Annotated in this window: 20 protein-coding genes and 3 pseudogenes; 8 read left to right on the top strand and 15 right to left on the bottom strand. The window is 51.7% G+C overall.

All coding sequences use genetic code 11. The features are described 5' to 3' along the window. Window positions 1–14: 14 nt before the first annotated feature. Together leuE and RTP97_RS00400 are read left to right on the top strand one after the other, a co-directional pair. Window positions 15–653 carry a leucine efflux protein LeuE gene (gene leuE, locus RTP97_RS00405; RefSeq protein WP_312409835.1) on the top strand — a complete coding sequence of 213 codons (639 nt, stop codon included), beginning with the start codon at window positions 15–17 and terminating at the stop codon, window positions 651–653. Window positions 654–749: 96 nt separating this feature from the next. After that, on the top strand, window positions 750–1,064 hold the full coding sequence (locus tag RTP97_RS00400; protein ID WP_312409833.1) for a multidrug efflux SMR transporter: 315 nt from the start codon (window positions 750–752) through the stop codon (window positions 1,062–1,064). A gap of 188 nt (window positions 1,065–1,252) precedes the next feature. Here the strand turns inward: RTP97_RS00400 and RTP97_RS00395 are convergent. Beyond that, window positions 1,253–1,372: pseudogene (locus RTP97_RS00395) on the bottom strand (transposase); the annotation flags it as partial. Window positions 1,373–1,975: 603 nt separating this feature from the next. Then, window positions 1,976–2,425, bottom strand: coding sequence for a hypothetical protein (locus RTP97_RS00390; protein ID WP_312409831.1), 450 nt, complete (start codon window positions 2,423–2,425; stop codon window positions 1,976–1,978). A gap of 416 nt (window positions 2,426–2,841) precedes the next feature. Here RTP97_RS00390 and RTP97_RS21390 point away from each other — a divergent pair. The 5 genes and pseudogenes from RTP97_RS21390 to RTP97_RS00370 form a co-directional block, all read left to right on the top strand. Further along, window positions 2,842–3,043 (top strand): annotated as a pseudogene (locus RTP97_RS21390) (VapC toxin family PIN domain ribonuclease); the annotation flags it as partial. 554 nt (window positions 3,044–3,597) lie between these two features. Beyond that, a complete protein-coding gene (locus RTP97_RS00385; protein ID WP_312409829.1) occupies window positions 3,598–4,587 on the top strand; it encodes a lysozyme inhibitor LprI family protein in 990 nt (329 codons plus the stop codon). Window positions 4,588–5,291: 704 nt separating this feature from the next. Then, a complete protein-coding gene (locus tag RTP97_RS00380) occupies window positions 5,292–6,689 on the top strand; it encodes a TauD/TfdA family dioxygenase (RefSeq protein ID WP_312409827.1) in 1,398 nt (465 codons plus the stop codon). Next, on the top strand, window positions 6,686–7,288 hold the full coding sequence (locus RTP97_RS00375) for a TauD/TfdA family dioxygenase (protein ID WP_312409825.1): 603 nt from the start codon (window positions 6,686–6,688) through the stop codon (window positions 7,286–7,288). The genes RTP97_RS00380 and RTP97_RS00375 overlap by 4 nt, the downstream gene beginning before the upstream one ends. Next, on the top strand, window positions 7,281–8,582 hold the full coding sequence (locus RTP97_RS00370) for a glycosyltransferase family A protein (RefSeq protein WP_312409822.1): 1,302 nt from the start codon (window positions 7,281–7,283) through the stop codon (window positions 8,580–8,582). The genes RTP97_RS00375 and RTP97_RS00370 overlap by 8 nt, the downstream gene beginning before the upstream one ends. Before the next feature lie 166 nt (window positions 8,583–8,748). Here the strand turns inward: RTP97_RS00370 and RTP97_RS00365 are convergent. After that, a pseudogene (locus RTP97_RS00365) lies at window positions 8,749–10,088 on the bottom strand (ISNCY family transposase). Between the two features lie 494 nt (window positions 10,089–10,582). Between RTP97_RS00365 and RTP97_RS00360 the strand changes: the two are divergent. After that, on the top strand, window positions 10,583–11,659 hold the full coding sequence (locus RTP97_RS00360; RefSeq protein ID WP_312409817.1) for a mechanosensitive ion channel domain-containing protein: 1,077 nt from the start codon (window positions 10,583–10,585) through the stop codon (window positions 11,657–11,659). A gap of 234 nt (window positions 11,660–11,893) precedes the next feature. Here the strand turns inward: RTP97_RS00360 and RTP97_RS00355 are convergent, their stop codons facing one another. The 12 genes from RTP97_RS00355 to RTP97_RS00300 form a co-directional block, all read right to left on the bottom strand. After that, entirely contained in the window at window positions 11,894–12,997 is a 1,104-nt protein-coding gene (locus RTP97_RS00355) for an NADH:flavin oxidoreductase/NADH oxidase (RefSeq protein WP_312409814.1), read from the bottom strand. 156 nt (window positions 12,998–13,153) lie between these two features. Further along, on the bottom strand, window positions 13,154–14,587 hold the full coding sequence (gene ptsG, locus RTP97_RS00350; RefSeq protein WP_312210807.1) for a PTS glucose transporter subunit IIBC: 1,434 nt from the start codon (window positions 14,585–14,587) through the stop codon (window positions 13,154–13,156). A 295-nt stretch (window positions 14,588–14,882) separates the two neighbouring features. Further along, the gene (locus RTP97_RS00345; protein WP_312409812.1) at window positions 14,883–15,680 is read right to left on the bottom strand and encodes a metal-dependent hydrolase; all 798 of its coding nucleotides are present in this window, start codon (window positions 15,678–15,680) and stop codon (window positions 14,883–14,885) included. Between the two features lie 10 nt (window positions 15,681–15,690). Continuing rightward, window positions 15,691–16,695 (bottom strand): DNA polymerase III subunit delta', encoded by a 1,005-nt coding sequence (gene holB, locus RTP97_RS00340; protein ID WP_312409810.1) that lies wholly within the window; start codon window positions 16,693–16,695, stop codon window positions 15,691–15,693. After that, complete coding sequence (gene tmk, locus RTP97_RS00335) at window positions 16,692–17,333, bottom strand: dTMP kinase (protein ID WP_312409808.1); 642 nt, start codon at window positions 17,331–17,333, stop codon at window positions 16,692–16,694. Before tmk ends, holB begins: the two co-directional genes overlap by 4 nt. Continuing rightward, window positions 17,323–18,345 carry a cell division protein YceG gene (gene yceG / locus RTP97_RS00330; RefSeq protein WP_312409806.1) on the bottom strand — a complete coding sequence of 341 codons (1,023 nt, stop codon included), beginning with the start codon at window positions 18,343–18,345 and terminating at the stop codon, window positions 17,323–17,325. The genes tmk and yceG overlap by 11 nt, the downstream gene beginning before the upstream one ends. Then, window positions 18,342–19,157: an aminodeoxychorismate lyase gene (gene pabC, locus RTP97_RS00325; RefSeq protein WP_312409804.1), complete on the bottom strand. Its 816-nt coding sequence runs from the start codon at window positions 19,155–19,157 to the stop codon at window positions 18,342–18,344. The genes yceG and pabC overlap by 4 nt, the downstream gene beginning before the upstream one ends. A gap of 130 nt (window positions 19,158–19,287) precedes the next feature. Beyond that, window positions 19,288–20,529, bottom strand: a complete 1,242-nt coding sequence (gene fabF / locus RTP97_RS00320) for a beta-ketoacyl-ACP synthase II (RefSeq protein WP_312409801.1) — start codon at window positions 20,527–20,529, stop codon at window positions 19,288–19,290. Window positions 20,530–20,617: 88 nt separating this feature from the next. Next, window positions 20,618–20,857, bottom strand: a complete 240-nt coding sequence (gene acpP, locus RTP97_RS00315; RefSeq protein WP_042392766.1) for an acyl carrier protein — start codon at window positions 20,855–20,857, stop codon at window positions 20,618–20,620. Window positions 20,858–21,035: 178 nt separating this feature from the next. Then, window positions 21,036–21,770, bottom strand: coding sequence for a 3-oxoacyl-ACP reductase FabG (fabG, locus tag RTP97_RS00310; protein WP_312228555.1), 735 nt, complete (start codon window positions 21,768–21,770; stop codon window positions 21,036–21,038). Window positions 21,771–21,787: 17 nt separating this feature from the next. Beyond that, complete coding sequence (gene fabD / locus RTP97_RS00305; protein ID WP_312409798.1) at window positions 21,788–22,717, bottom strand: ACP S-malonyltransferase; 930 nt, start codon at window positions 22,715–22,717, stop codon at window positions 21,788–21,790. A gap of 17 nt (window positions 22,718–22,734) precedes the next feature. Further along, window positions 22,735–23,688, bottom strand: a complete 954-nt coding sequence (locus RTP97_RS00300; protein ID WP_312409795.1) for a beta-ketoacyl-ACP synthase III — start codon at window positions 23,686–23,688, stop codon at window positions 22,735–22,737. Between the last annotated feature and the right edge of the window lie 3 nt (window positions 23,689–23,691).

Below are 23,691 nucleotides of genomic sequence, written 5' to 3'. Positions count from 1 at the left end.
AAGAGAGGTAACAAATGTTTCATGACTATGGCGTGGTCAATTTCTGGACATTTCTCGCCGGCGCGCTGGTTATCGTAATGGTCCCGGGTCCCAACAGCCTGTACGTACTGCGCACGGGAATAAGCCGCGGAATACGCGCCGCGTACCGGGGCGTCGCCGGCGTTGTGCTCGGGGACGTGTTCCTTATTTTTCTGGCATGGGCCGGTATAGCCACTCTGATCCAGGCGAGCCCGCATGTTTTCACCGCCATCAAGTACCTGGGCGCTCTCTTTCTGAGCTGGCTTGGCATAAAAATCATCTGGTCCGCCCTGCATCAGCCCCGGGAAGCCGGTAACGTACCGGCGATCAGGAAAGAAAACTACTTTCTTAAGGCGTTTATGCTGAGCATAACGAACCCGAAGTCAATTCTGTTCTATGTCTCTTTTTTTATTCAGTTTATAGATCCATCATCGGCACACAGCGCCGCCGCGTTCAGCCTGCTGGGCGCAGTGCTGCAGTTGATCAGTCTGTCATGGATGACGTTTTTACTGCTGGCCGGCGCAGCTGTTGCCCGCTGGCTGGGCACGCGCAGACGCCTGGTCAGGCTGGGCAACTCGCTCACAGGGCTGCTGTTTATCGGTTTTGCAGCCCGGCTTGCCGCTGCACAGGGATGAGAAAACCTGTCTGCCAAATTCCGGCCGTGTCGGGACGACCCGTGCACAATGATGGCCTCTGACGGGACGACCCGGTGATTAAGAGGAGAAGTAACTATGGCGTGGTTATTACTGGTTGCCGCAGGTGTACTTGAGGTGGTATGGGCGTATTCAATGAAGCTGTCTGAAGGCTTTACGCGGCCGCTGTACACGACTGTAACCGTAGCCGGCATGATAGCCAGCTTTGTACTGCTGGCGACCGCGATGCGCTCGCTGCCGCTGGGGACGGCCTATACCATCTGGACCGGGATCGGTGCAGTCGGCTCGTTTATCGCAGGGCTGTATTTTCTGGGAGAGGCGGCCTCGCTGATGCGTATACTGGCGGCGGCAGTAATCGTAGCCGGTCTCATCATGATGAAACTGGCGTCCTGACGCTTTACGGGATGGCGGTATAGTCCGCCATTCCTTTTCTTATCGCGCCCTTTCGCTCACCGTCATGGTAAAAATCAGTGCGTCATCTCCCGCGCAGGCATAGCTGTGCGGCTCATCAGTCCGGGCTATTGCCGAACAGCCTTCTCTTACAACCATGCTTTCCTCTCCCACCGTCAGGTGCAGGGAAACCACTTACGAACGGCACTGTGATCGATACCAAAACGTTTTGCAGTCGCTTTCTGCCCTTCCGGTCCGGAAAGATAGTGCTGCACAACCTCAAGCTTAAAGCTGAGAGAATATTTGCTCATAAAAAACTGCACCTTATTTCGTTGGGTATCCAACTGTTTGGGTGCAGTTCACGTAGGCGGCTTCAAAGTTGATGAGCTACAGAGAAGGAAGTCGTTTCTTTAAAAGCTCATTCGCCAAAACGCATTTTTCCTCAATCAGCTTGAGGCGGGCTGGCACCTCACTCGTGGGGCAACTAGTGACTAGGCAATATCCTTCAACCCACGTCTTCTCGTTTTCCTGAGTGAACAGGCTTTCAAATATCTCAACCCAGTCACTATTTGGAACGCGCTCAAGCTCAAAAAACTTCAACACTCCACTCCCACGAAGTGTTCTTTGCTCATCTAACCCTAAAATTTTCAAGACCAGATCTCCACTTTTTTTGTGGTTATTTAATATCACCAGCCTGAGATTATTCCTATACCTCAAAAATGATAGGGCCTCGTAATTTTCATAATCAAGTGCCCCGGGGATGCCTCTGTGTAATGCCTGCTATTTACGATCGGTCTGCTTGTTCCACCTTCGCGGAGCTTGCCCGGGTTATAGCTGCCTTCTACTGACATAGCGCCTCTCGTTTTGCTACCAATAAAAAACCGCCCGTAGGCGGTTTACGTTCAGCAGTTCCGTCAAAATTTCGGGGCCATTCCGTACTTCGGCGACTTGATATTGGCCGCCCAGACTTTGATGTCTCCCTGAATCACTGCCGTAAAGTCTGATTCCAGATGCCCTACAAGGGCGTTGACCTTATCAGCGTCATCGACAATGTAATGCTCAATTTTATTCTTCCCCACCGGTACACACTTATAAGCAGCAGGCACAATGGTGTTATTAATTCTTAGCGACTGGGTATGGTCTGAACATCCTCCATTAGACATATACGAAACAGCAAGATTAGCTGTTTTATAGTCAGCCTGAGCGATGCTTATCATTACAGGATTGTCATCGACAGTTTGCGTGATGTCGTATAAAACTTTGTCTTTCTCATACCAGGTGTTGAGCTCGCGCTCTTGCCAGGCTGCGTTGCTGTGTGCAGATAACAGCAGTAATAAGCTGCTAATCCCTTTTAAGGTTTTCATGGTTATGTGCTTGTTATTTAAGGCGCAACAATCATTACAAGATGTAACACAGCAAAGCAACAACCTAAGGAAAATCCTACTAATTTTGGTGATACAGATGAGAACGCTTAGGCTACTCAATGTAAAAGGAAGCAAAAACCGCCCGGAGGCGGTCAGTCTTCTTTTACAATCGCAGGCCGAATTTTGCAGCTCTGTAGCTGGTAATCGCCATGCTCGGCGCGTAGCTCAATGCCTATCTCATCACGGAACCAGTCATATAGCTGGTGAGCTGTCTGCGCCTTGCAGCGGGTTTCGTACAGAGGTAAACCAGTGAGATAAATAAGTCAGCAAGGTTCCTGAATCCGGGCAGGAGCTTAACAACCATCAGAAGCTGATATTTTTAGCAGATAAGTCTGAGTCTTATCTGCTCATTCATCATGCCCGCGTATCACGACGCCGTGATCAAACGCCCGGAACTGCCGATGCGCTTAGTGGTGATCGGCAAGTAGGCCTCGCCTCGCCTCGCCTCGCCACGCACACCTGGTTAACGCCTTATGCGCCCGCTTCGATTCCATCCTGCCGCAGGATTGCGCCGCGGTGGATGCCACCAAAATCAAAGCAGCACTATCTAAAACAGGAAGGATGGATTAAGTAGCTACAGTCAGATTTAAAGCAATGAATGTCCACTTAGTGCCAAAAACGGAAGCTTCTAAGCTCGGTCTGCATTGCTTTGAAGGGAGCAGGTCATATGAGCCAAGAACAACTTTCAATGAAATTCTTATCGTGTTCCGCGGAGGTGGAGTAATCCCCCCTTTTTAATAAAGGTGATAAGTAGGATTAGGTCAAATGAGACTCGCCATAACAAATACACCAGCGAAGAAACCACCGATCTGAACGGCTGTGTGGATTAGCACAGATGAAAGGTCATAAACGGTGCGCCTGCGCTGGCTTTACCCTGACCTTTATTAAGTTCAGCAGCGAGAACCTGCCTTGCAGTTTTCCGGCTTCGGGATCATTGTTACAGTACCCTGCGCATACCTTTCTCATCAGCTGAATTAAAGATTTCACAGCTTTTGCCGATATCACCTTGGTCCTTGCTTGTGATGCGTTCAGTGTCAGTGCTGTTTACTTTAGCCCTCCGGACTGATTACAGGCCGCCTCTCAAAAGCCAATCCTTACTCTAAAGGGAACTCATGAGATTAAAATACTCAGCACTCTTACTCGCCGTTGCCATTACAGGCTGTGATAACAAAAAAGACGTGATCGGTTGTTCCTCTGAAATGACCCAGTCAGCTCTCATGGATTTATTAAAAAAATCTGCTTATGAAGGACTCTCTGAACAGGTCGACAAATACCCTGACGTCACTAATCAGACCAAACGAAGCGCTTTAGACAAGATCAAACTGGTCATCTCTGAAATTTCCACAACCTCAAGTGACACGGGCAGCACAATGAAAACCTGTGAAGGGACCGTGACGATGACCTTACCTGCCAACGACTACACCCAGCTTTCTGATGCTTACAGAAAGAACTTTAACCGTAATCTCGACAAGCAAATGGAAAGCCTGTCATTGGATAACAACGCAAACGCCTTTTCAAAACGCATCTCCTACACCGCGCAGGCGACCGACGATCAAAAAATCGTTTTTGTAAAAGCCTCTTCTGATAATCCGATATCAGTGGGTGCCGCTGCACTGACATCGCTTTCCATCATCAACCCGATCGTTGAGCAGCAGAAAATCCAGCAGGCTAAGGATGCCCAGCAGATTCAAATTGAAGCGGAACAACAGGCACAACTCAGGGCGCAGCAACAGGCGAAGTATGAGCGTGATCAGCAAATTGAGAGGCAGACACAGCTTCAGGCGCAAGAAAAGGCAGAGCAGCAGGTTCAGCAAACCATTCCACAACAATCCTACCAGCAGCCTCAGCAACAAAAAGCTGGCAGCCTTGATCAGTCCCGAATGGCATTTGCGAATGCCGACTCTGATTTGAATACCACCTGGAGCACGTTAACGCCGGCGAAGAAAAAAGAGTTACTACCTTCTCAGCGCCAGTGGATCAAAACTAAGGATGCCATGTGCGGCAAAGTTTCAATGCAGGGAACAGATGCTGAAGTCAAGAAAATGGTCGACTGCCAGACGCAAATGACCCTTTCAAGGACCGCTTTCTTCAGAAACCAATAGCTGAAGCTCCCTTCAAGCTGGTCGCCAGCCCTAAGCTGGTGCCAGCGTAATGCGGGATAATTTCAGCCGTTTCCGCTGACCTGTTCCCCGATGGCCCATGCCAGATATGCTGCTCGCGGTTAGAACGGAATTTTGGAGCAAAGATATTTCATTAAAGGCGATGACCTGCGTAGTCATCAAGTGCATACGTTTGCTGTTAGAGATATGCAAGTATTAAGACTTCTTGCTTTCCGTGATTACCAAAGATGTTCATCATTGCATGCGCTTTTTTGATGGCACTTTTACTGACCCGAACTGATGTCCATTACCGCCTATGTTGTGCAGGAAGCGTATCGTACAGCTCCCCAAATCGACTTTCAGCTCACCATCTCGTTCAAGACCGGTCTTCCAGAAAACCGTAAATTCGCCATTAGTTTGCTGGTTGAATCTGAGAACAAAATATTATAATCTAACAAAAGGGTATATATTTAAAATCAGCCCGTCTTTGAATCTGAGGGAGCGCTTTATGTCTATACGGGAATGTAGGCTTAATCGAAGATTCTCTTAGGTACTAAGTGAAAGAATGCTGTATAGATTCTTTCCGTCACTATATGAATAAAATTTAAGGTACTAAAAGATGGAAAACACAGTTGAAGAAATCAAGCAAGCTCATAACATTGACTTGGATTCAGTTGCTAGTGCAATGATTGAAAATACGGAGAGCAGTGAATGCAATCAGTGTCACAGCAACTGCAATGATTGCGGCTGGGATCGATAACTCACTCAAGCGACCTACTCCAGGCAATAATCAGGGATATGCCATGATTTTGAAACAATTAAGCTTCGCAGTCTATCAATCAAAGGGAAATCTTCCAAAAAAACTATCGGATTACCTGCCTGGTTATCTGCCTGAACAATACAGCGATCTCACCAAAGAAATACATCCATTCATTAAAGCGGACAATTTCTTTCTAAAGTATGCTGATAAACCTGAACACTACGTTAAGTCTTATCGGATTCGGGAGGTGTGTGAACGTACGTTAAAAGTCCTTCGAAAGACGACTCACCCTACGATTCTGAAACTTATAGAGGATAATCCATACTACCTATTTGAAGAATTTGAACGTTGGGTTGAAACTGGCCATGGTGCTATGATGTCGGGCATCATCGATGAATTCTGGCACCAGTTTTTAACTTTTAGTTATGAGTATCAAAGCTGGTGCTATGATAACTATGGACGTTATATTCACCATGTCCCAACGCCATCTTACGAACGGAATCAAGTTACAAGTAAAGCTCTGTTAGAGAATAGCCAAGCTTTTTTTAACTCCTACTCTAAGCGATTTGAAATTACAGAAACGATTTTATTGTATTCGCTACCTGCTCGCTTGGTGTTCAGTGAAGGAAAATCAAAAGAGCAAGTTATCGAGATAATAAAAATGCTAGCTGTAAATGAGCCGAAACCACAATCTATAAAGATGAAGAGTGTGGATCAACTCGCTACTTATGTTGAAGGCGAGTTGCAACAACATGGTTATTGCCACATTAAGCAGGAGTTAAGCTTTGAGCAATATGTAGATATTAACGAGCATCTTGGTAGTGTAAAAACCATATCTGATATTAAATTAAATAATGAGTCGAAACTGAAGTTTAACAAGCCAGAATCCTTGTCCCCTCATACAGATTCACCACTGGTTAACACCGTAGCTTGGTATTGCATTAGACAAGATCCGCATGTAGGTAGCAGTGTTCTGATTGATTGTAAGCCACTAATTGAATCCCTTCCCGAAAGTACCCGCGAGATACTCCGTAAAACGCACATTGGCTTTCCACTTTATAAGCGTTTTAAAACAGATATTTATCCTATTTTAAGACCAGGTGCAACGTCAGATGAGATCTACTATACACGTTGGTTGTTACTTGATAATTATAGTGAAACACAAATAGTTGCACTTCAGGCACTTGAATCGTCAATTTCTCATGCTGAACAGGTTATATTAAGACTAAAGCCTGGCGAGGCGCTATTCGTTGATAACAAACGAATGTTGCATGGGCGAGATAATATTCCTGAAGATAGCCCAAGATATTTATATCGCATTCATACAACTAAGGCTTCTAAGTGAATATATCGGAACGGTTAGCCGTAGAGGGCTGGGTGCATTTGAAAGATGTGGGCAATATTTCGACACTTAGGTCGTACTTACCTCACCATAAGATTTTTTCTACCAAAACTATAAAGTTTCAGGGAGCAGGGACAGTAGAGCATTCAAACATCCTGGTACCACCTCATACTGATATTTTCTGGAGCCCTGTACCTCCACGCTATCTCTTATTATTTTGTGAGAGTCCGGCCCCTGTTGGAGGAGAGTCTTTACTGATTGGCAATGTGAGTAGATGTGTGTCACCACATATCCTCGAGGTTTTAAATAAGGAAAGCGTAGCCCATGAAAAAGTTGGTAATCGATGTACCTATCAAATTTACTCTAACGATATTATTCGTGTCCCTCACAATTACCGCAGTATTGAGAAGGTGCGTTCTCAATATTTTCTAGATGCTTGGTTAGCATTTGTAGCTGAACTCAAGAAAAATGTACTCAAAATCAAGCTTGAGGCTGGTGATGGATTAATAGTGGATAATCACTCTTCTCTGCATGGTCGCTTGGCGTTCCACAATACACTCAATCAAACCAGAGTCCTACACAAGGTGCTGATTGATGAATGAAGTGCCTGTTGTGATTTTGTCTTATAATCGCCCACAATATCTACAAACAGTATTAGATAGCCTAAGTCAGCAAGATCTTGTTGAACATCACCAATTTACATATCATTTGTTTCAGGACGGGCCGAGACTAGAGCAAGATGAAATTGCATTAACTGATCAGTGCGTCCAACTCTTTCAATCGTATTTTCCTTTGGGAGTGGTACACTCTAATCGGGAAAATATTGGTATCGCTCTAAATTATGACCGTGCTGAGCGATTTGTATTTGAAGAACTCCAGGCAGAATACGCCTTTTTCTTTGAGGATGATTTAGTCGTCCAGCCTCATTATTTTCAACTTCTCAATGCTCTGGTTCGAACTTATCTGAGTAACAATCAAGTCGGCATGGTGACCTGCTGTGGTCCTGAGTACCACACTTCACTTGAATACCAAAAAAATAACGAACAGAGGCTTATACATGCGGGTTTCAATTGGGGTTTTGCTCTAAAAAGAAATAACTGGCTCGACCGTAAAATGGTATTAGAGCCTTATCTATCTATTGTTAAACGAAATGACTACCGATTTCGCGACAAAAAAGCCATCTGGAGGTTCTATAGTTCACTAGGCTTTGGTCCACTCCCCACTTCGCAAGATCGAGCTAAGAATTTAGCATCACTTTATTTGGGAGTTGCCCGGTTGAATACTATGACGGTGAATGCTCGTTATATTGGGTCAATTGGTGAGCACTTCGATACTTTACAATACAATCAACGGGGCTTTGATCGGCAAACTCTCTACCCTAAGGCACCTAGCATAAATAAGTTCAGTTATGATCAACACACATTAGCGACATATAAGTTGGGAATTTTAAAGGAAAGCGTTGATTTGGCTATGAGTCAGCTACTAACTCCAGAGAGGAGAGCCGAGCAAATTTTAACGGTCAGGCACTTAAGCTCCTCTTCGCGTGCCCGCATTCTATTCCATGAGGTAGATGTAGGGAATTATGTCGTTGGAGATGTCGTCCTCAAAGGTCACTTATCCCTCAGTGATGGGGTGATTCGTCCGAACTTCCCATCACCTTATCTACTCAATTTTGCAGCAAAATTTCAGGTGCTGAAAATTGCATTTACCCCAGTTATTGGTCAATCTATACTTGGCTTGTATATTGTTGAGCTCGATACAGGTAAAAAGATGTACCACTACTACGATATGATGGAACAGCAGTTAAGACTCGGTAGTCTGAAATATCGTCAGGTGATTGTCTTCACAACATCACCTAACGATGCATTCCGAATTCATCACATCTCAGTTCAGTGATACGCTTCTACCCTGCCTTGCGAGAAACCTACTGCTATAACCAGCTGAGTGCTCTTCTGACGCGCTACCGTTAAAATAGTGGCTACCACCCAAACAAAAACGTCAGAAACACAGCACAGTTATCTACGCTTTGACCTTGTATGCATTCAACCCTGTGCGTTTAGTTTCAGTCCGGTTTATCCATATCCGATTTCCTTGCAGGTAATCGTGGCGGCTTTGCCTGTTCATGACTTTGCGTTCTGCGGGTATGCCAGGGATGATCTGCTTTAGGTTTGACATAGTATTTTGAGCGCAGATTTACCCGGGCCCTGTCCACCCGCTCGTGGACGCTTTTTTCGTCGTCAAGAGGTATGGGTTCAGGTCCGTCGACATATTTTTCCCAGCCCAGTGCCCTGCCCTCATACAGAACAGCAATCTCTCCTTCAAAACTCTCACACACGGTAACAACTGAATTACGGAGCCGGTAACCGCGCCCTTCACTGCGTATCTGGAACGCACTGGTTTTGTACTGAAAGGTGAGGTTTTTTGAGAGAACTCGTTTCGCCTGATAGCTGAAGATATGGTTCAGCTCTTCTTCCGAATGGTGTACATCGAGATGGGCATTAGCAGAGTCACGGGGTGCGGTGGCAAAGCGGTTATTATACGCTTCAATAAACTCCGGCAACCATGCGTTTGCCGTTTCGATATCGCTGATCCCCTGAAGGCGCAGTTCTTTTACCAGCCGGTCCTGGAGCGTCTGGTTTGCCCGCTCAACGCGACCTTTTGCCTGAGGCGTGTTGGCATGAATGGGCTCTATACGCAGGATCTTAATCGCCCGGGTAAACTGGGTCAGCTCCCCTTCGCGCTCCGGGTTATTTACGCGAAATATACTGTGCCGATCCGAATAGAGAGCCAGGGGTACCCCATGATCTGTGAGGTATCCCCGGAGCGTCTCCATATAAGCACGGGTCGTTTCCGCGGGGCGAAGCGCAGCGCCATCAGGGCACTGGTGGCATCATCAATAAAGACAATTAGGGTACATCGCGGACCTCGTGCCTCAAACCAGTCATGAGGAGACCCATCAATCTGGATCAGTTCGCCGTACGAAGGACGACGCATGCGGCGCTGGTAGATTCGGGCAATTTTACGCCGACGTTCCCGCCACAACCCTTCCTCCACCATCCACTTTCTGAGTGTTTCAGTTGATAGAGATAAGCCGTGAACCTCGCGCAGTTTCTCACCGGCAAGAGTGGGACCGAAATCTGAGTAACGTTCTTTCAGGAGAGATATAACAGCCGCTTTGAATTCAGGAGTAAATGCATTATTGGGTCGCTTCCCGCGACGGCGAGAAACCAGACCGGCAGGTCCTTCATTTCGGTACCGGTTCACCAGTCTTTTAACCTGACGAACAGATATACCCATACGCAATGCTGCCTGCTCCTGAGTAATATGTCTGTTCACAGAGCCCTGAATAATCTGAAGCCTGTCGAGTTCCTTATAGCTCATTGTAACTGTCTCTTTGCGCATGAAAAATATCCCCGAAAAATCGACGGGGACATTTTAGGATGGTTTAAAGGGGATATTACAGCCTGGCGTTAACAATAGCCTTCTTCTCCGCCTTGCGGCGGGTAAACGGCTACTCTGATGTTGTCCAGGCATAGAGTAGGCCTCGTTGGTTAATTGAAAAATGACCTTCGGGGCTTTCTTCTTTCTGCCTCACCACATCTTTACCACCTCAACGTTATGAGGCAAAAAGCCTCAAGCGCCACGGCCATTCTACTGCGTCCATTCTCTCTATGTTGCGGCGCGCCACGCATAACGCCTCGCTGTCGCAAAATAAAGGCTCCTTTACTACTCAGCACGTTACACATCCTCGTTAAGTTTTACAGGCAAGATTTTCATCCTTTTCTTCTAAAAATGCGCGTAAAGCAGGCTAATATAGTGATTAGCTTCAAGAGTAAGATGAAAGATTTTTACCGAACAAATAATATAGGGTTGTTGGCAGGATATAAGGGGAAACAATGTCTTTTTTATTTGGTGAGTTATCTGTCGCGCCGACATGGGTGCCTGCGGTATTGGTCGTGACTCTCTCGCTCGCGGTAGGTTTTCTCGCGAGATTTATACTTCTACGATTCATCCGCTACTGGCAGAGTCGCGACAGAAAGCTATTCAAATCACTGGAGAAACACCTTCGTGGATCAATGTTTCTTTTCATTCCTCTGCTGTTAATACGCATAGGGGTTAATTATGTCCACATTCAACCTGAATCCTTTCTATTTATTATAACTGCAATCAATATATTTATTATATTGTCATTTTGCTCTGTGCTGATTCGATTGATTAATGTTGCACAGGATATGCTTTTCATACGTTATGATATTAATATATCGAATAATCTTCGTGCCCGCAAAATTCGCACTCAGATAATGTATGTTAAGAAAGTCGCTATTGTTGTGCTTGTGACGTTCTGTCTTTCACTGATTCTACTTAGCTTCCCTGGCGTTAGAAAATTTGGCACGACCATCCTGGCCGGTGCAGGGGTTGCCGGAATAATAATTGGTTTTGCCCTACAGAAATCGCTTGTCAATTTGTTTGCCGGAATTCAGATAGCGTTTACGCAACCCATAAAAATCGATGATGCTGTGGTGGTTGAAAAAGAGTGGGGTTGGATTGAAGAGATAAACCTGACGTATGTTGTAGTGCGTCTCTGGGATCTGCGCCGACTGGTCTTACCGATTACCTACTTTACAGAAAATCCATTTCAAAACTGGACGCGTAACAATGCACAAATTTTAGGCTCTGTTTTTCTTTATCTGGATTATTCGATGCCCTTAGAGCCTCTTCGAAAACACTTTGAAAAGGTGCTCAGTGAAACAAAACTCTGGGATCAACAAACGCAGGTCCTCCAGGTTACCGATACGACTGAAAAGAGCATGACAATCAGATTGTTAATGACGGCGCAAAATTCACCTATGGCCTTCGATTTACGCTGTCACGTGCGGGAAAAAATGATTGAGTTTATTCAACAAAATTATCCGCAGAGTCTTCCTCAGGTAAGGGCTACATTGATTGGTCCTGGTGTCCCTGGGAATGAGTAGTTATCTTACGGGCAGAACGTAATAAGGCGGATACCCCGCAGGAGCGCATTCTGGCTATGTTCACGCTGACCCAGCAACTGGAAATAGATCAGCCGCTGACGATGCTCGACAGGTCGCGCAACTGTTACTCAAGCAGGCCCCGCAATAAGGGCCTGAGTGATGTACACGTAATTCCAGGTTATCTCATCTCAACCACACCCGCTCTGAAAAGGCGGGTTGCCCCCACCTGCTGTGTCAGGACTTAAACAGGTTTTTAAGCGTATGCGGCTGGCAACGAAGGTACTGGCTGGCGGCCCGCACCTGTGCACCCAGTGTCGCCGCAGCGTGCCAGGGCCAACGCGGATCGTACAGCGCCGTGCGTGCAATCCCGATAATATCTGCATCGCCGCTCGAGACGATTGCCTCGGCGTGTTGCGGCTCGGTGATCAGTCCAACGGCCACAACCGGAATGCTCACCGCAGATTTCACCGCTCTTGCTAGCGGAACCTGATAGCCCGGATAGACATCGATCTGTTGGTCGGGATGGAGACCACCGCTGGAAACATGGATAGCATCAACCCCACGCGCCTCAAGCATTTTGGCAAACGCCACGGCCTCTGCAATATCGAATCCGCCCTCAACCCAGTCGGTCGCGGAGATGCGCACGCTGATCGCTTTTTCTGCCGGGAAGGCTTCCCGAACTACGTCAAAAATTTCCAGTGGGAATCTGGCACGGTTCTCCAGCGAGCCGCCGTACTCATCGGTACGCTGGTTCGATAGCGGCGACAGAAACTGATGCAGCAGATAGCCATGCGCGGCGTGAATTTGAATCAGATCGATATCCAGTTTGGCAGCGCGTTTCGCGGCATTGGCAAACTGGGTGCGGATCTCGTCTAGCCCGGCACTGTCCAGCGCTGTAGGAGGCGTATAGCCCGAGCTGTAGGGAACGGCGGAAGGCGCTAACGTTTGCCAGCCGCCCTGCTGGTCAGGCGCGATTTGGCCCTGTTTATCCCACGGCTTGTAGGTCGATGCTTTCCGTCCTGCGTGAGCCAGCTGGATCGCAATCGGCATATCCGACCATTTACGGACCGCATCAAGCACCCGGGCCATGGCTGCCTCAGACTTATCATCATAGAGACCGACATCAGCATAGGTGATGCGCCCTTCAGGGGAGACGGCGGTGGCTTCAATCGTCAGTAAACCCGCACCGGATTGCGCCAGCTGTCCCAGATGCATCACGTGCCAGTCAGTCATGCATCCCTCTTCAGCAGAGTACTGACACATTGGTGCGATCACGATCCGGTTTTCAATCTCCAGATTCCTGATGCGTAGCGGGGTAAATAGTGTTGGTTGAGACATACAAATTACTCTCTGTTTCAGCATTAGACAGGTATGAAAAGCTTAGCCTCCATTTATTACTTATCATAGTGATTACGCCTTAAGGGCATGAATTACCAAAAGGTAAGCAATAAAAAAGGGAGCCTTGCGGCTCCCTCAGTCTCCCCAGACTGCAAATTAGCTGTTGCGGATGTACTCATCCATTTCGGTTTTCAGGTTATCGGATTTAGTACCGAAAATTGCCTGAACGCCCGAACCTGCAACCACCACACCCGCTGCACCCAGTTTCTTCAGGCCAGCCTGGTCAACCTTCGCCACGTCGGCCACGCTCACGCGCAGACGCGTAATACAGGCGTCGAGGTTAGTGATGTTCTCTTTACCACCGAAGGCGGAGACCAGCGCCGGAGCCATCTCGCTGGTTGCGCCAGCTTTAGAATCTTCGGTTGCGTCTTCACGGCCCGGCGTTTTCAGATCAAGCGCTTTGATCAGCACGCGGAACACGGTGTAGTAGATTGCCGCGTAGCACAGGCCGACAATCGGGAACAGCCACAGTTTGCTGCCGTTACCGCTCAGCACGATGAAGTCGATCAGACCGTGCGAGAAGGAGGTCCCGTCACGCATACCCAGCAGGATACAGATCGGGAAGGCCAGACCTGCCAGCACCGCATGGATTGCGTAGAGGATCGGCGCAACGAACATGAAGGAGAACTCGATCGGCTCGGTGATACCGGTCAGGAACGAGGTCAGCGCGGCGGAGATCATGATCCCGCCCACTTTGGCACGGTTTTCCGGTTTTGCAGAGTGCCAGATGGCAATCGCAGCAGCCGGCAGGCCGTACATTTTGAACAGGAAGCCACCGGAGAGTTTACCTGCGGTCGGGTCGCCTGCCATATAGCGCGGGATATCGCCGTGGAAGACCTGGCCTGCCGCGTTGGTGTATTCACCAATCTGCATCTGGAAAGGAACGTTCCAGATGTGGTGCAGACCAAACGGTACCAGGCAGCGCTCAATGAAGCCGTAGATACCAAACGCCACAACCGGGTTCTGGTAAGCAGCCCACTGGGAGAAGGTCTGGATAGCCGTACCGATCGGTGGCCAAATGAAGGAGAGGATCACGCCCATGAAGATCGCAGCCAGACCAGAGATGATCGGCACGAAACGCTTACCGGCGAAGAAGCCCAGATACTCAGGGAGCTTGATACGGTAGAAGCGGTTAAACATGTAGGCAGCAATCGCACCCGCGATGATCCCGCCGAGAACACCGGTATCCGCCAGGTGTTTCGCCGCGATCTCTTCCGCAGGCAGATGCAGCACCAGCGGCGCAACCACGGCCATGGTTTTCACCATAATGCCATAGGCAACCACTGCCGCCAGCGCAGACACGCCATCGTTATTGGTGAAGCCAAGCGCAACACCGATAGCGAAAATCAGAGGCATGTTAGCAAAAACGGAACCGCCCGCTTCTGCCATAACATGGGAAACCACTTCTGGAAGCCAGGTAAAGTTTGCCGAACCGACGCCAAGCAGGATCCCTGCGATGGGCAGTACGGAAACGGGCAGCATCAGTGATTTACCGACCTTTTGCAGGTTAGCAAATGCATTCTTAAACATAATTGAGAGTGCTCCTGAGTATTTGTGCTTTTTTGTACGTTTTCACGCATTGGCACGGGGGGAGAACCGCGCCCTGGACAGAGCATCTAAGTGCCCTTTATTTATTACACAGAGTAAAATAAATCGCCCTAAGTTTGTTTGACGGTTATCACGTTTCAAAACGTGGTCACCTGAAAACTTTCACTTATTTACAAAAACGGTGTCTGAAAGTATCAAAAACTCGATTCACCGCCAAGTTTATGGCGGTGCACTCTACTCGCATTGACAATTAATTACGAGCCTTAAAAAAACAGACTTATGGGCGGGATAACAGGCGCGCGGGGTCAATGTGGAACAGCGTGGCGAAGTTTTGCGTGGTCTGCTGCGCCAGCTCGTCCAGCGATACGCCTTTCAGCACCGCCATATACTCCGCCACGTCGCGGGTCATTGCGGGCTGGTTCTCTTTGCCCCGGTGCGGTACCGGTGCCAGATAGGGTGAATCCGTCTCTACCAGCATTCTGTCCAGCGGCACATAGCGTGCAGCGTCGCGCAGCTGTTCAGCGTTACGGAACGTAACAATGCCAGAGAACGAAATATAGAAGCCCATATCCAGCAGCTTACCTGCCGTTTCTCTGTCTTCTGTGAAACAGTGTAGTACGCCACCGCAATCCGTCACCTTTTCCTCGGTCAGAATCGCCAGCGTATCTTCGCGGGCATCGCGGGTATGGACAATCACCGGCTTGTTCAGCTCGCGGCCAATGCGGATATGGTTGCGAAACGACTCCTGCTGGATGGGTTTGGTTTCCGGGGTATAGAAGTAGTCCAGCCCCGTCTCGCCCATAGCGACGACGCCCTCTTCTGCCGCCAGGATACGTAGCTCCTCGACGTCATACACCTCGTCCTGATTGAGCGGATGTACGCCGCAGGAGAACGCGACGTTGTCACGATTGCCCACCAGCTCACGCATGGCGCGGTAGCCCGGCAATGTGGTGGCCACGGCGAGGCAGAACTTAACGTCGCGGGCAGCGGCTTTCGCCAGCACGTCGTCCACGTCCCGGTGCAGAGATTGATAATCAAGGCCATCGAGATGGCAGTGGGAGTCGACTAAAAACATAATGTCTCTCTTAAAGATGGGATACAGGCAGCACGGCGTCGGGTTGCAGCCAGTGCTCCTGGCTCAGGAGTAAATCGGTTAACAGCAGTTCGCGATTGACGCTGGTCACGGCCAACAGCTGCTCCCGGCAGGTAAAGATCGCCGCTAAGATAACGCGCAACCGGGCAGGCGCGATAATTTTAGCCAGTCGGATCACCAGCGGATGGGCATCGGCGTTGCTAAGCAGCGTCGCTCCTTGCTGGATTTTCATGGCGTCGAGATAGAGCGAAGCCAGCCAGTGCAGGCGATCGGCGACGCTGTCATGGTTCAGCGCAGGCAGCAGAGAGAGCCAGTCGCTGCTGGTCAGCGCCGCATCTACTGCGGCACACAGCGCCTGACGCTGCGCCCAGGCATCGGTAGCGAGCATAATTTGCGCCGTGCCCGGCGCACCGCCGCAGAGGCGCAAAGCCGTCAGGATCGCCTCGGACGACGTCTGAACCTCACGCGCCAGCCAGGCACAGGCGTAACGCTCGTCCGGTGGCGCAAGGTGATGCAGACGGCAGCGGCTGCGCAGAGTCGCCAGCAGACGGGCAGGTTCGCGACAGGCGAGGAAGAACCAGGTATTAGCTGGCGGCTCCTCCAGGGTTTTCAGCAGCGCGTTGGCGGCGGCCTCGGTCAGCCGGGCCGCGTCGCTAACCCAAACCACCTTCGCCCCGCCCAGGCGCGCATGTTCGTAGAGCTTTTCGCTGACCTCGCGCACCGCGTCGATGCCCAGCGTGCTTTTGCCCTTCTCTGGCTCCAGCAGGTAGTAATCCGGATGGGTTCCCGCCTGCATCAGCTGACAGCCGCGGCAGCGACCGCAGCTTTTATGTCCGTCAGGCTGCTGGCAGAGCAGATAACGCGTCAGGGCGTAGATTAATGCCTCATCGCCCATTCCGGGCAGAGCGTGGATCAGTAGCGCATGGTGTCCGCGTCCGGCCTGATAGCTGGCAACCAGACGTTCAAAATCGGGGCGTAACCATGGATACCATTTCATGCGCCCTGCTCCCGCACCCAGGCGGTGACCGTCTGGCGAATGTCGCTCATCACCTCCTCGAGGGAACGAGTGGCGTCGATGGTTTTGATCCGCGGATCGGCCGCGGCAAGCGCCAGATAACGGGCGCGGGCGCGATGGAAGAAGTCATAGGACTCCTGCTCGATGCGGTCCAGCTCGCCCCGGGCGCGGGCGCGTTTCAGGCCTACTTCCGGCTCCACGTCGAGGTAAAGCGTCAGATCCGGACGGAAATCGCCTAATACGGTATCGCGCAGCGTAGCCAGCATACATGCATCAATGCCGCGTCCGCCGCCCTGGTAAGCCTGAGTTGAGAGATCGTGGCGATCGCCAATCACCCAGCAGCCTCGGGCCAGCGCGGGCTTGATGACCGTCTCCACCAGCTGGACACGGGCAGCATAGAACATCAGCACTTCGGCTTTGTCAGTGATGACCTCATCGCCTACGGATTTGATATCCAGAACCAGGCTGCGCAGCTTCTCAGCGAGCTGCGTGCCGCCGGGCTCGCGAGTGAAGATCATCTCGCCTACGCCGAGCTGGGTCAGCGTCTCCACGACGGTATCGCGGGCGGTGGTCTTTCCGGCCCCTTCCAGCCCTTCGATAACGATGTATTTACTGGCCATTTTTTTCCTTAAGCACTTTCAGATAGTCCTGCACCGCGCGATTGTGGCTGACGAGGTTGGTGGTAAAGTTATGCCCCCCTTTGCCGTCAGCGACAAAATAGAGATACGGCGTTTTCGCCGGATGTGCGGCAGCGCGCAGCGACGCATCGCTCGGGATGGCAATCGGTCCCGGCGGCAGGCCGCTGATGGTGTAGGTATTATACGCCGTTGGCGTCTCCAGATCGCTACGGCTGATTTTACCGTTGTAGCTCTCCCCCATCCCGTAGATCACGGTGGGATCGGTTTGCAGGCGCATACCGGTACGCAGGCGGTTAATAAAGACCGAGGCAACCTGGTCCCGCTCGCTGGCAACCGCCGTCTCTTTTTCAATGATTGAGGCCATGGTGACCAGCTGGTTCTGATCCTTGTACGGCAGGCCCTCGGTTCGCCCTTCCCAGGCGTTATTGACCGCAGCGACCATCTTGTCGTGGGCGCGCTTGAGCATTGTCACATCGGTAGTGTTCGCTGTGTAGAGCCAGGTATCGGGCCAGAACCAGCCTTCGATCCATTCAGGATGGTCAAACTTGAGCACCTCGGCCACCGTGGCGTAGCTGTCATCCTTCAGCGTATGCTGAATATAGGGTGCGTCCCGGAGCTGCTTCAGGTAGTCGCTAAGACGCATCCCCTCTACCAGACGCAGCGGGAACTGCGCCTCTTTGCCGCTCTCCAGCAGCCGCAGCATGTCACGCACCGTCATATCCGGGGTAAAGCGATAGGTCCCGGCCTTGAAGTGGGAGAGATCCGGCTCCACGCGCAGCAGCCACTGGAAGACGCGGGGGCGATTGATAATCTTCTCACTGTAGAGCTGGGTTCCCAGCGCCTGTCGGCCAGTGCCTGCCTTCAGGGTAAAGATCGTCTCTGCCTTGATCAGCAGCTTGCTCTCCGCCAGCTGGCGAACCTTCCAGTAACCTGCACCCGCGGTAATGCCCAGCACCACCAGCAGGAGTAAAACAAAACGAAGCATTTTCTTCATGACGACATCGCACGCTCACAAAGGGGGGATAAAAAGGTATACAACTCGCGGGAGGTCCAACCCCACTCGTCACAGGCGTTAACCGGCACAACCGGCATCAGCGCATTGCAGATCAGCACCTCATCGGCATCTGCCAGCGCCTTTGGCCGCGCAGCCACTTCGGCGAAGCTAAACTCAGATGCAGCCAGCCGATCGATAATAAACCTGCGCATAATGCCCTTCACGCCTGCATGGTCAAGACGCGGCGTAAATACCGTCGCGCCTTTCCGCCAGAATAAATTCGCGGCACAGCATTCCGTAAGCAACCCATCGCTGTCAAGAACCAGCGCTTCGTCCCCTGCCGTCTGCTCAAGATGAGTACGGATCAGCACCTGTTCCAGGCGATTGAGATGCTTAATTCCTGCAAGATGAGGATTACGTCCGAGCCGGACCGGGCTGAGCGTAAGGGTAATCCCCTCCTGCCGCCAGCGATCGTAGTGCGCAGGCTGCGCCGAAAGGCTTAGAATACGCGTCGGCGTCTCGCAGCCCGTAGCGCTGTAGCCGCGCCCGCCTGCGCCCCGGCTGATAATCACCTTTAGCACGCCGGTCTGCTGTTGACTCGCCAGAGTGACCATCTCCTGCTCGAGGAGGGTCCAGTCGTGAAAGGGCAGCAGCAGACGCTCACAGGCCTCACGCAGCCGCGCAAGATGTGCCGGGAGCAGCTGAACCTGGCCGGTCTGGATCCGGGCGGTGGTAAAGCAGCCGTCACCAAACTGTACTGCCCTGTCGTTTGCCGCCAGCGTCTGCTGTTGGCAGCCATTTATCAAGAACATAGCGGCTCCTGTGTCAGTGACCGGGTAGTCTGGCAGGATGCGTAGCGCAGGACAAGCGGAGAAAGCTGAATTGAAAGGGAAAACGTGCGGAGCAGACCGGGCAGCGCAAAGGCCACCCGGTCATACGGCGTTAGATCCGTTTGAAGATCAGCGAGCCGTTGGTACCACCGAAGCCAAAGGAGTTACACAGAGTGTACTCCAGATTGCTTACCTGGCGTGCGACATGCGGAACGTAGTCCAGATCGCAACCCTCATCCGGGTTATCCAGGTTGATGGTTGGCGGGATCGCCTGATCGCGCAGGGCCAGGATCGAGTAGATAGACTCTACCGCGCCCGCCGCGCCCAGCAGGTGACCGGTCATGGATTTGGTGGAGCTGACCATCACACGGCTTGCCGCTTCGCCAAACACGGATTTAACCGCCTGGGATTCGGCCTTATCGCCAGCTGGCGTCGAGGTGCCGTGGGCGTTAACGTAGCCAATCTTCGCCGGATCCAGCTGGGCATCACGCAGCGCGTTGACCATAGCCAGCGCCGCGCCCGCGCCGTTTTCCGGCGGTGAGGTCATGTGGTAGGCATCGCTGCTCATACCAAAGCCAACCAGTTCGGCATAGATTTTCGCGCCGCGTTTTTTCGCATGCTCATACTCTTCCAGCATGACCATACCCGCGCCGTCGCCCAGCACAAAGCCGTCACGATCTTTATCCCACGGACGGCTTGCCGCCTGCGGATTGTCGTTACGGGTTGAGAGCGCACGCGCTGCGCCAAAGCCGCCCACGCCAAGCGGGGTACTGGCTTTTTCAGCGCCGCCTGCCAGCATGGCGTCAGCATCGCCGTAGGCGATAATACGCGCCGCATGGCCGATATTGTGCACGCCAGAGGTACAGGCCGTGGCGATAGAGATGCTCGGGCCCTGCAGGCCAAGCATAATCGTCAGGTGACCGGCTACCATGTTGACGATGGTGGAGGGCACAAAGAACGGGCTGATTTTACGCGGACCGCCGTTGACCAGCGAGGCGTGGTTCTCTTCGATCAGGCCAAGACCGCCGATACCTGAACCGATAGCGGCCCCGATACGGTGAGCGTTCTCTGGAGTAACCTCAAGGCCAGAATCCTGCATGGCCTGCCAGCCCGCAACAACTCCATATTGAATGAAGGCATCCATCTTGCGCTGCTCTTTGCGCGAGATAATGTCATCACAGTTAAAATCCTTTACTAAGCCAGCAAATTTTGTTGCATAGGCGCTAGTATCGAAATGGTCGATCAGGCTGATGCCACTCTGACCGGCAAGGAGAGCACTCCAGGTAGACTCTACGGTATTGCCGACAGGAGACAACATGCCAAGTCCGGTCACAACTACACGACGCTTAGACACGTTTGTCCTCCAGGGAGGGATAAAAAAGAGATTCGTGGGAGAAAAAGATAAAACTCAGGCGGTCGAATGACCGCCTGGAGATGTTCACTTACGCCTGGTGACCGTTGATGTAATCAATGGCAGCCTGAACGGTAGTGATTTTCTCAGCTTCTTCGTCCGGAATCTCAGTATCAAACTCTTCTTCCAGAGCCATTACCAGCTCAACGGTGTCAAGAGAATCCGCGCCCAGATCGTCAACGAAAGAAGCATTGTTAGTTACTTCTTCCTGCTTAACGCCCAGCTGCTCGCCAATAATTTTCTTAACGCGTTCTTCGATAGTGGTGCTCATACTCTTAAATTTCCTATCAAAACTCGCTTTCGCGATGGTTTTCGTAGTGTATAAAATGTTGAAAAATTTGCAACTAAATCCCGGCAGGTCCTACCACGATTTTGCGCTATTCTGAGGCCTTTTGCCCTAATAACGCAAATAAAATTATTCCCATATAGTGCTTTAGGAAATAACGTGGTTAAACCATATACATTCCGCCGTTGACGTGCAGGGTCTCACCAGTGATGTAACCCGCCTCGTCAGAGGCTAAGAATGCAACCGCACTGGCGATCTCCTTTGGTTCGCCTAAGCGACCCGCCGGAACTGCCGCCAGCGTACCCGCACGCTGATCTTCAGTCAGCGCACGCGTCATGTCCGTTTCAATAAAGCCCGGAGCAACAACGTTTACAGTAATGCCACGGGACGCGACTTCACGCGCCAGCGACTTACTGAAACCGATCAGGCCTGCTTTCGCCGCAGCGTAGTTAGCCTGACCAGCATTTCCCATGGTACCCACCACAGAACCGATAGTGATAATGCGACCATGACGCTTCTTCATCATAGCCCGCATTACCGCTTTTGACAGGCGGAAAACAGAAGAGAGGTTGGTTTCGATGATATCGTTCCACTCGTCGTCTTTCATCCGCATTAACAGGTTGTCACGGGTAATCCCGGCATTATTTACCAGAATGTCCACTTCGCCAAACTCTGCACGGATATTTTCCAGCACGGATTCAATAGATGCAGGATCGGTCACGTTTAACTGTAAACCTTTGCCGTTTGCACCTAAATAGTCGCTGATGGCCTGTGCGCCGCTTTCGCTGGTCGCGGTACCGATCACCTTCGCGCCACGGGCAACGAGGGTTTCAGCGATTGCGCGGCCAATGCCACGGCTTGCACCGGTAACCAGTGCGATCTTTCCTTCAAAACTCATGGTTTTGGGTTCCTTGTTTATTGCTCAAGCGCCGCTGACAGTGCCGCAGGCTCGTTAATGGCCGAGGCGGTCAGGGTGTCAACAATACGTTTGGTCAGGCCAGTCAGCACTTTGCCCGGACCGGCTTCATACAGGTGCTCTACGCCCTGGGAAGCCATAAATTCTACGCTCTTCGTCCACTGTACCGGACTGTAGAGCTGGCGAACCAGCGCATCGCGGATCGCTTCCGGCGAGGTTTCGCACTTCACATCAACGTTGTTCACCACCGGAATAGCCGGGGCGTTGAAGGTGATTTTTTCCAGCTCGGCGGCCAGCTTCTCGGCTGCCGGCTTCATCAGCGCGCAGTGGGAAGGCACGCTCACCGGCAGCGGCAGCGCGCGCTTGGCACCCGCCGCTTTACAGGCCGCACCAGCACGCTCAACCGCCTCTTTATGCCCGGCGATCACCACCTGGCCCGGCGAGTTGAAGTTCACCGGCGAGACAATCTGGCCTTCAGCAGCCTCTTCACAGGCTTTGGCAATGGCCGCATCGTCAAGGCCGATAATGGCCGACATGCCGCCAGTGCCTTCCGGTACCGCTTCCTGCATAAATTTGCCGCGCAGCTCAACCAGGCGCACGGCATCGGCGAAATCGATCACGCCAGCGCAAACCAGCGCGGAGTATTCGCCCAGGCTATGGCCTGCCATCAGCGCCGGGGTTTTGCCGCCCTGCTGCTGCCAGACGCGCCACAGCGCAACGGAGGCCGTCAGCAGCGCTGGCTGGGTCTGCCAGGTTTTGTTCAGCTCTTCTGCTGGACCCTGCTGGGCCAGCGCCCACAGGTCATAGCCCAGCGCCGCAGAAGCTTCACGGAACGTCTCTTCCACCAGCGGAAACTGTGCTGCCACATCGGCGAGCATACCCACGGTCTGAGAACCCTGTCCCGGGAAGACAAAAGCAAATTGCGTCATCTTATTTATCCTTAATACTAGAAACGAACTAGCGCAGAGCCCCAGGTGAAACCGCCGCCGAAGGCCTCAAGCAGCACCAGCTGACCCGGCTTGATACGTCCGTCGCGCACCGCTTCATCCAGCGCACAAGGCACCGATGCCGCAGAGGTATTGCCGTGACGATCAAGGGTTACCACCACTTTATCCATGTCCATGCCCAGCTTTCTCGCCGTCGCGCTGATAATGCGCAGGTTCGCCTGGTGCGGCACCAGCCAGTCCAGCTCGGAACGGTCGATGTTATTGGCGGTCAGCGTCTCTTCAACGATGTGCGCCAGCTCGGTCACCGCCACTTTAAAGACTTCATTACCGGTCATGGTCAGGTAGGTTGGGTTGTCCGCCTTGACGCGATCGAGGTTCGGCAGGGTCAGCAGCTCACCGTAGCTACCGTCTGCATGCAGGTGGGTAGAGATGATCCCCTGCTCTTCGGATGCGCTCAGCACCGCCGCGCCCGCGCCGTCACCGAAGATAATGATCGTTCCACGATCGGCAGGATCGCAGGTGCGGGCCAGCACGTCAGAACCAATTACCAGCGCATGCTTCACCGCACCGCTTTTAACATACTGATCGGCAATGCTCAGGGCATAGGTAAAGCCTGCGCAGGCGGCAGCAACGTCAAACGCCGGGCAGCCTTTGATCTCCAGCAGGTTCTGCACCTGGCAGGCCGCACTTGGAAACGCATGGGTCGCCGAGGTGGTGGCAACGATGATCAGGCCGATATCGTTTTTATCGATGCCCGCCATCTCGATGGCGCGCTTAGCGGCTTCAAAACCCATGGTTGCCACGGTTTCATCCGTGGCAGCAATGCGACGCTCACGGATACCTGTGCGGGTAACAATCCACTCGTCAGAGGTATCGACCATTTTTTCTAAATCGGCGTTGGTTCGCACTTGCTCGGGCAGGTAGCTGCCGGTACCACTAATCTTCGTATACATATA

Origin of the sequence: Pseudescherichia sp. (genome assembly GCF_031998825.1) — a bacterium.
Lineage (GTDB): Bacteria > Pseudomonadota > Gammaproteobacteria > Enterobacterales > Enterobacteriaceae > Pseudescherichia.
The sequence above is the reverse complement of the archived record's forward strand: the minus strand, read 5'-3'. Positions and strand labels throughout refer to the sequence as shown.